At 64.4% G+C, this 6,708-nt stretch carries 5 protein-coding genes; 3 read left to right on the plus strand and 2 right to left on the minus strand.

Features of this window, described 5'->3' with window-relative positions; all coding sequences use genetic code 11:
* Nucleotides 1-9 precede the first annotated feature (9 nt).
* Nucleotides 10-1,422, minus strand: a complete 1,413-nt coding sequence (locus L8G49_RS17600) for an amino acid permease (RefSeq protein WP_242139988.1) — start codon at nt 1,420-1,422, stop codon at nt 10-12.
* Between the two features lie 1,067 nt (nt 1,423-2,489).
* On the opposite strand from L8G49_RS17600, the gene L8G49_RS17605 reads away from it, so the two are divergent.
* From L8G49_RS17605 to L8G49_RS17615, 3 genes are all read left to right on the plus strand, one after another.
* Nucleotides 2,490-3,689 carry a multidrug effflux MFS transporter gene (locus tag L8G49_RS17605; protein ID WP_242140181.1) on the plus strand — a complete coding sequence of 400 codons (1,200 nt, stop codon included), beginning with the start codon at nt 2,490-2,492 and terminating at the stop codon, nt 3,687-3,689.
* A gap of 179 nt (nt 3,690-3,868) precedes the next feature.
* A complete protein-coding gene (locus L8G49_RS17610) occupies nt 3,869-5,047 on the plus strand; it encodes a zinc-dependent alcohol dehydrogenase (RefSeq protein WP_242187030.1) in 1,179 nt (392 codons plus the stop codon).
* 339 nt (nt 5,048-5,386) lie between these two features.
* The gene (locus L8G49_RS17615; RefSeq protein ID WP_242187031.1) at nt 5,387-5,827 is read left to right on the plus strand and encodes a hypothetical protein; all 441 of its coding nucleotides are present in this window, start codon (nt 5,387-5,389) and stop codon (nt 5,825-5,827) included.
* A gap of 40 nt (nt 5,828-5,867) precedes the next feature.
* Here the strand turns inward: L8G49_RS17615 and L8G49_RS17620 are convergent, their stop codons facing one another.
* On the minus strand, nt 5,868-6,251 hold the full coding sequence (locus L8G49_RS17620) for a hypothetical protein (RefSeq protein WP_242187032.1): 384 nt from the start codon (nt 6,249-6,251) through the stop codon (nt 5,868-5,870).
* Nucleotides 6,252-6,708 lie beyond the last annotated feature (457 nt).

A 6,708-nucleotide genomic window follows, 5' to 3' on the forward strand; every position in this document is an offset into this window, starting at 1 on the left:
GCGCGCGGTTCAGGCGGCGATCGTCGCGCGGGCGCGGCCATAGGCGAAGTACACCAGCAGGCCGACCGCGTTCCACGCAACGAACGAAAGCTGGGTTACGACCTGCAGGCTGGTAAAAAGATATGCGCAGCCAAGGATCGCGAGCGGGGCGATGACGAAGGCGAGCGGCATGCGGAACGGGCGACGCGCGGCGGGATCGCGCCGCCGCAGCACGAGCACGCACGCCGCCACCGCGACGAACGCGCAGAGCGTGCCGGCGTTGGCGAGGCTGGCGATCACGTCGATCGGCATCAGCGCCGCGATGACACTGACGAACAGCGCGGTCATCAGCGTCACGCGCGCGGGGGTTCCGCGCGTGGAGACCCGGGCAAGCGCGGGGGGCAGGAAACCGTCGCGCGCCATGACCAGGAAGATCCGGCTCTGCCCGTAGAGAAAGCCGAGAATCACCGTCGGCAGCGCAATCGCCGCGGCCGCGGCGATAATCGTCGCGATGCCGGGTTGCTTGAGCTGGACGAGGATCAGCGCGAGCGGCTCGGCGCTCTTGCCGAAGACGCTGTAATGGACCGCGCCGACCGCCGCGAGCGCAACGACGATGTAGATGATCGTGCACACCACCATCGACCCGACGATCCCGATCGCGAGGTCGCGCTCGGGGTTCTTGGTCTCCTCGGCCGCGGTCGAGATCGCGTCGAAGCCATAGAAGGCGAAGAAGATGATCGCGGCGGCACCCATCATCCCGTATTTCACGCCGTCCGCCCCCGCGACGCTGCCATAACCATAGGGCGCGAACGGATGGAGATTGGCGGAATCGAAGTGTGGCAACGCGACGATCACGAACAGCGTCAGCGTGACGATCTTGAGGATGACGAGCGCGCTGTTGATCCGCGCGCTCTCGCGCGTGCCGAGCGTCAACAGCCCCGCGACGACCGCGATGATGAAGACCGCGGGGACATTGATCCCGAACGCCCCACCGACGCTCGGGCCATGCGTCAGGACTTGAGGGAGAACGATCCCGACGCCCGCGAGGAAGCGCACGGCATAGCTCGACCAGCCGACCGCGACAGCCGAGACGACCAGCGAATATTCGAGGATCAGGCTCCACCCGACCACCCAGGCGATGATCTCGCCGAGCACCGCATAGCTGTAGGTATAGGCGCTGCCCGAGGCGGGGATCATCGTCGCCATTTCGGCATAGCAGAGCGCCGCACACGCGCAGATCGCGCCCGCGACCGCGAAGCTCAGCAACACCGCCGGGCCTGCGCGATCCGAGGCGACGCCGATCAGCGTCAGGATGCCCGTTCCCACGATCGCCCCGACACCAAGTGCGATCAGGTGCGGCCAGGACAAGGTGCGCGCGAGTTGCTGGTCGGCGGGCTGGTCGGCGCCGGTCTTGATGATCTTGCGGCGCAACAGACTGGCCATGCTTCCCCCGGGAATGTTCTATCGTTGATGGAGCGCCTTACCGTGGGAGTGTGGCGGGAGGAAAGCCCTGCCGGTGGGACGAGTACATCCGTCCTTGCTCGACGCGCTTTTCCTCCCCCACTTCCCCGGCGAAGGCGAGCCCTCTCCGAAAGTCGCACCGTTGCCTCTGCCCGTCACCCCGGCGCAGGCCGGGGCCGCCATGTAAGGTGGCAAAACCGGTGATACCGCGCCCAGCCGTCTCGCCGCGCCCGGATAACCACACGGCCCCGGCCTTCGCCGGGGTGACGGATGCGGGATCGGGCGATGTTCGCAGAGGTCTTGCGAAAGCCGGGGCCCAGTCGTGGGCCGAGCATGATGGGGGCAGCGCTCGATGACGTCGACCTGCGCGACTGGGCCCCGGCCTGCGCCGGGGAAGCGTAAGGGAGGAGGGCATCGGGGGGGGCGAGCAGCGTGACCCAATCCGGCCCGATCGAACAGGACGCGCCCGAAGCGAAAGAACCTCCCACGCGCAGCCCGCCCGCACGACATCCCCCTCTGCCCTTCCCCGGCGGAGGCCGGGGCCCAGTCGTGGGCCGCGCATGGCGGGGGCAGCGCTCGATGACGTCGACCTGCGCGACTCGGCCCCGGCCTACGTCGGGGAAGCGTAAGGGAGGAGGGCAAGGAGGGTAGGGTTGAGCAGCCTGACCCAATCCGGCCCGATCGAACAGGACGCGTCCGACGCGAAAGAACCGCCCTCGCGCAGCCCGCCCGCACGACATCCCCCTCTGCCCTTCCCCGGCGGAGGCCGGGGCCCAGTCGTGGGCCGCGCATGGCGGTGGCGACGCTCGATGACGTCGACCTGCGCGACGGGGCCCCGGCCTGCGCCGGGGAAGCGTAAGGAAGGAGGGCATGGAGGGACGGTTGAGCAGCCTGACCCGAACCGGCGCGAGCGAACAGGACGCGTCCGACGCGAAAGAACCGCGCTCGCGCACCCCGCCCTTGCTTCGCCAGCATCAACGATGGCCTATCCCGCCCCGCAGCACTAAGCGGACGCCATGTCCACGCGATCCACCTCCCCCCTCCCCGCGATGCATCGTCATGAATTCGTGGCGTTCGTCGCCGCGCTGATGGCGGTCAACGCGCTCGGCGTCGACCTGATGCTCCCCGCGCTTGCCGATATCGGGCGGGACCTGTCGATCGCCACCGCCAACCACCGGCAGTGGATCATCACCGCGTACATGCTCGGGTTCGGCACCGGCCAGCTCGCTTACGGCCCACTGACCGATCGCTATGGCCGCAAGCCGATCCTCATCATCACGTTGATCGGCTTCGTCGCCGCGAGCATCTTCGCGGCGAGTTCGGGCACGTTCGGTGCGCTGCTCGGTGCGCGCATCCTGCAAGGGCTGATGTCGGCGGCGACACGGGTGCTCGCGGTCGCGATCGTGCGCGACAATTTCTCGGGGCGGACGATGGCGCGGACGTTGTCGGTCGCGCAGATGATCTTCTTCCTCGTGCCGATCCTCGCGCCGAGCCTCGGGCAGGTGCTGCTGACGATGGGGCCGTGGCGCTTTATCTTCTACGCGCTCGCCGGCTTCGCGGCGTTCGTGCTGGCATGGACGCTCGCACGGCTGCGCGAATCGCTGCCGGTCGCGCGGCGCGTGCCGATCTCGATCGCGACGCTGTCCAGCTCCTACCGCCTGACGCTGACCAACCGCTATTCGGCGGGCTATGCGCTCGCCGCGTCGCTGACCTTCGGCGGAATCATCGCGTTCGTGGCGTCGGCGCAGCAGATCTTCGTCGATGAATTCCACGCGGGCGAACGCTTCACGATCCTGTTCGCGGTCTGCGCGTTTTCGATGGGGTGCGCGTCCTTTGCCAACAGCCGGCTGGTCGAGCGGCTGGGGACGCGGCTGATCTCGCAGGTCGCTGTGTTCGGGCTGATCGGCCTGTCGCTCATCCACCTCGCGGTGATCGGCGTCGGGCGTGAATCGCTCATCACCTACATGGTCTTCCAGGCGCTGAGCATGACCTGCATCGGGCTGTGCGGCTCCAATTTCGGCGCGATGGCGATGGAGCCGGTCGGGCATATCGCGGGGACCGCGTCATCGGTGCAGGGGTTTATCACCAGCGTCGGCGCGGTCCTGGTAGGCACCGCTATCGGGCAATCGTACAACGGCACGACCTTCCCGCTGGCGATCGGCTACCTCGCGATCGGGGTCGCGGTACTGGGAATCATCTGGGTGGTCGAGGGCGGCGCACTGTTCCAGCCAAGAATGCAGAATGACTAACCGGGTTGGCCGGACAATCTTAACCAAGGTTTAGTTCTGCAGACAACACGGGGTTTCCCGGTACATTTACTTATTGTCTTTTGACTAAGGACCGGGACCTTTTCCAGCATCGCTCGTTACCGCGACAGGATCCACTGCCCTACCCCCGGGGCAGATCCGAAGCCTGACGGAGACATACGATGCGCGCATTATGCTGGCATGGGAAAGGCGACGTCCGCGTCGACACCGTGGCCGACCCCGAAATCAAGCATCCGCGCGATGCGATCATCAAGGTTACTGCCTGCGCGATCTGCGGGTCGGACCTTCACCTGCTCGACGGCTATCAGCCGACGATGGAATCGGGCGACATCCTCGGCCACGAGAATATGGGCGAAGTCGTTGCGCTTGGCTCGGAAGTGACCAACCTCAAGATCGGCGACCGCGTCGTCGTGCCGTTCACGATCAGCTGCGGCGATTGCTGGTTCTGCCGCAAGGGGCTGTTCTCGGCCTGCTGTACGACCAACCCCAATGCCGAGATGGCGATCAAGGCGATGGGCCATTCGCCCGCCGGCCTGTTCGGGTTCAGCCACATGTTGGGCGGCTATTGCGGCGGGCAGGCTGAATATCTCCGCGTCCCGATGGCCGATTTCGGCCCGATCAAGGTCCCCGACAGCGTTACCGACGAACAGGCGCTGTTCCTGTCGGACATTTTTCCGACCGGCTATATGGCCGCGGAAAACGCGCAGATCGAACCCGGCGACACCGTCGCGATCTGGGGTTGCGGCCCGGTCGGCCAGTTCGCGATCCGCTCGGCGCTGATGCTCGGCGCAGGCCGCGTCATCGCGATCGACGAAGTCCCCGAGCGGCTGCGGATGGCGGAAGCCGGCGGCGCGGAGACGATCGATTTCAGCGAAGTCGAGAACGTCTATGACGAGCTGCAATATCGCACCAAGGGCCGCGGCCCCGACAGCTGCATCGACGCGGTCGGCGCGGAAGCCTCGGGCCACGGCTCGGCGGATGCTGTGCTCGACAAGGCCAAGGCGGCGGTCGGCCTCGCGACCGATCGAATCCATGTGCTGCGCGAGGCGATCATGAGCTGCCGGATGGGCGGCACGGTGTCGATCCCGGGCGTCTATGTCGGCATGGGCGACAAGGTCCCGCTTGGCGCGCTGATGAACAAGGGCCTGACGATCAAGGCGGGCCAGACCCACGTCCAGGCGTATACCAAGCCGCTGCTCGCGCGGATCGAGGCGGGCGACATCGACCCGAGCTTCGTCGTGACGCACCCCGCCTCGCTCGAGGATGCGCCGGAAATGTACAAGAAGTTCCGCGACAAGGAAGACGGCGTCATCAAGGTCGTGATGCGCCCGCACGGGTAAGGCTTGGTCGGGGTGGCGGCGGTGCCGTCACCCCGGCGAGGAATGTAGGCTGTAGGCTCGTGAATGCCACTGTCGTGTTTGGGTCGGGGAGTAAGCGTCGTCTAGCTGGCGGTGGAAGGGCAAATTTCTTGCAAACTGTCTGTCATTCCCGCGTAGGCGGGAATCCATTAGCACCGTCCCCGCAGTCCTGCTCAGTCAGCCAGTATGGATCCCCGCCGTTGCGGGGATGACGGTAGTGGGCGCGACCGTCAAAAGACGACCGCGATCCATTAGGCTGAGCGGCTAATTTGGCGGAAACCAGACATTGCTCCGTCTGGGAATTTCCGTCACCGTATGTGGATGGTTTCTTCTAGCCGAGCCGTCGACGACGAGATGCGCTCATCCCTGATGGGGTGGAGCAGTCTGATTCTAATTCCCGGAATGCTTTTCGTTTTCGGGCTGATCTACGCCGTTTCGCCCCGCCATATACTACCGTCGCAGTCGTGGGCGAACGGCACCTACGTCAACGCTTGTTGCGCACCCCTGCTATTGCGTGATGGAAAAGTCACCACAGCTAACAAGGCAACGAATTACGTCGTGTCAGAGAGCAAATTCGGAAATCAGATCACCGTCGCCGCTGGTATTGGCGTTCGTAACGGAGCGGTCGAGTTCGGCGGGAACTACGTGTTCGTTCATTTCAACCGGGACAGCACCGCTTTGCCAGCCATCGGAACGCCGACATCGCTCCGTGTCATCGGCTTGGATGACAGCCTCGACTACGTGTTCAAACGGCGCGGATAGACACGATCCACCGGCGCAACGGAATGACCGAAAGTGGGCGTTAGCCGCCGACCATTTGATAGGTGATATTCACTCCAGAAACCCGTGCCTTTTGTTTGAACAGCCTAGACTTCGCAGCATATCGGATGAGAAGGCGTTCCGGCGACAGCCATTTCGTCTCAGCCCATGATCCTTCCCACTCACCGACCGTAGCGACACCGTGATCGTCGTCCGCGACAAATGCGTTTCCGCCACCGGACGGTTTGTCGTCGGCGTCCAGTATTGAAATTTGGGTGGAGAAGCCCGTGGTCGCTCCGCAATCACGCTGGAACAAAACCGCGACATGGATGCCATCGGGGGAAGCGATCCGCGAAGCCACGGTGTTCTGGCAGGCATCCGAACAGCCAGAGCACATCAACAGTGTAGCGAGAAAGGCTGCCTTCATCAGTCCGGATCGTAGCCGTGGCATCGTCGTCGTCAACAGCCGGCTTTGGGCGCTTGCGGACCGACAGCTTTCCCGCTCGATAGCTGCCGGTCGGCTTGTAGGCACGATGAACGCCCGCGAAGGGTCTGACGGCAATAGAAGGTGGTTAGCTGCCGTCGCCGGTCGGGTCTTCGTTGCCAGAAACACGGACCAAGAATGAAGCGAGCCAACCAGCAGCGGCGCAAACAGCGGCTATAGTCAATCCGTTGAGCAGCCTTAGCCAGCCCCAGCTTATCGCACACGGCGGACCGATATGCATGTCGCAAGAACGCTCGCCGAGTAACAATACAGCCCATATCGGCAGTCCGACAAAGACAGATAAAGCGAGCGAAACGAAGCATCCTGCTCGGTTTGATTTTCGATAAGCCATACCGCGATTATGCGTCGTCTAAGGCGATTATCAATGTCCGAAACTGGG

The organism is Sphingomonas sp. CARO-RG-8B-R24-01 (assembly GCF_022662295.1).
Lineage (GTDB): Bacteria > Pseudomonadota > Alphaproteobacteria > Sphingomonadales > Sphingomonadaceae > Sphingomonas.

Bases quoted from the DNA above. Each gene is read 5' to 3' on its own strand.
- L8G49_RS17600 (WP_242139988.1), bottom strand. From the start codon at position 1,422: ATGGCCAGTCTGTTGCGCCGCAAGATCATCAAGACCGGCGCCGACCAG.
- L8G49_RS17605 (WP_242140181.1), top strand. From the start codon at position 2,490: ATGCATCGTCATGAATTCGTGGCGTTCGTCGCCGCGCTGATGGCGGTC.
- L8G49_RS17610 (WP_242187030.1), top strand. From the start codon at position 3,869: ATGCGCGCATTATGCTGGCATGGGAAAGGCGACGTCCGCGTCGACACC.
- L8G49_RS17615 (WP_242187031.1), top strand. From the start codon at position 5,387: ATGGTTTCTTCTAGCCGAGCCGTCGACGACGAGATGCGCTCATCCCTG.
- L8G49_RS17620 (WP_242187032.1), bottom strand. From the start codon at position 6,251: ATGAAGGCAGCCTTTCTCGCTACACTGTTGATGTGCTCTGGCTGTTCG.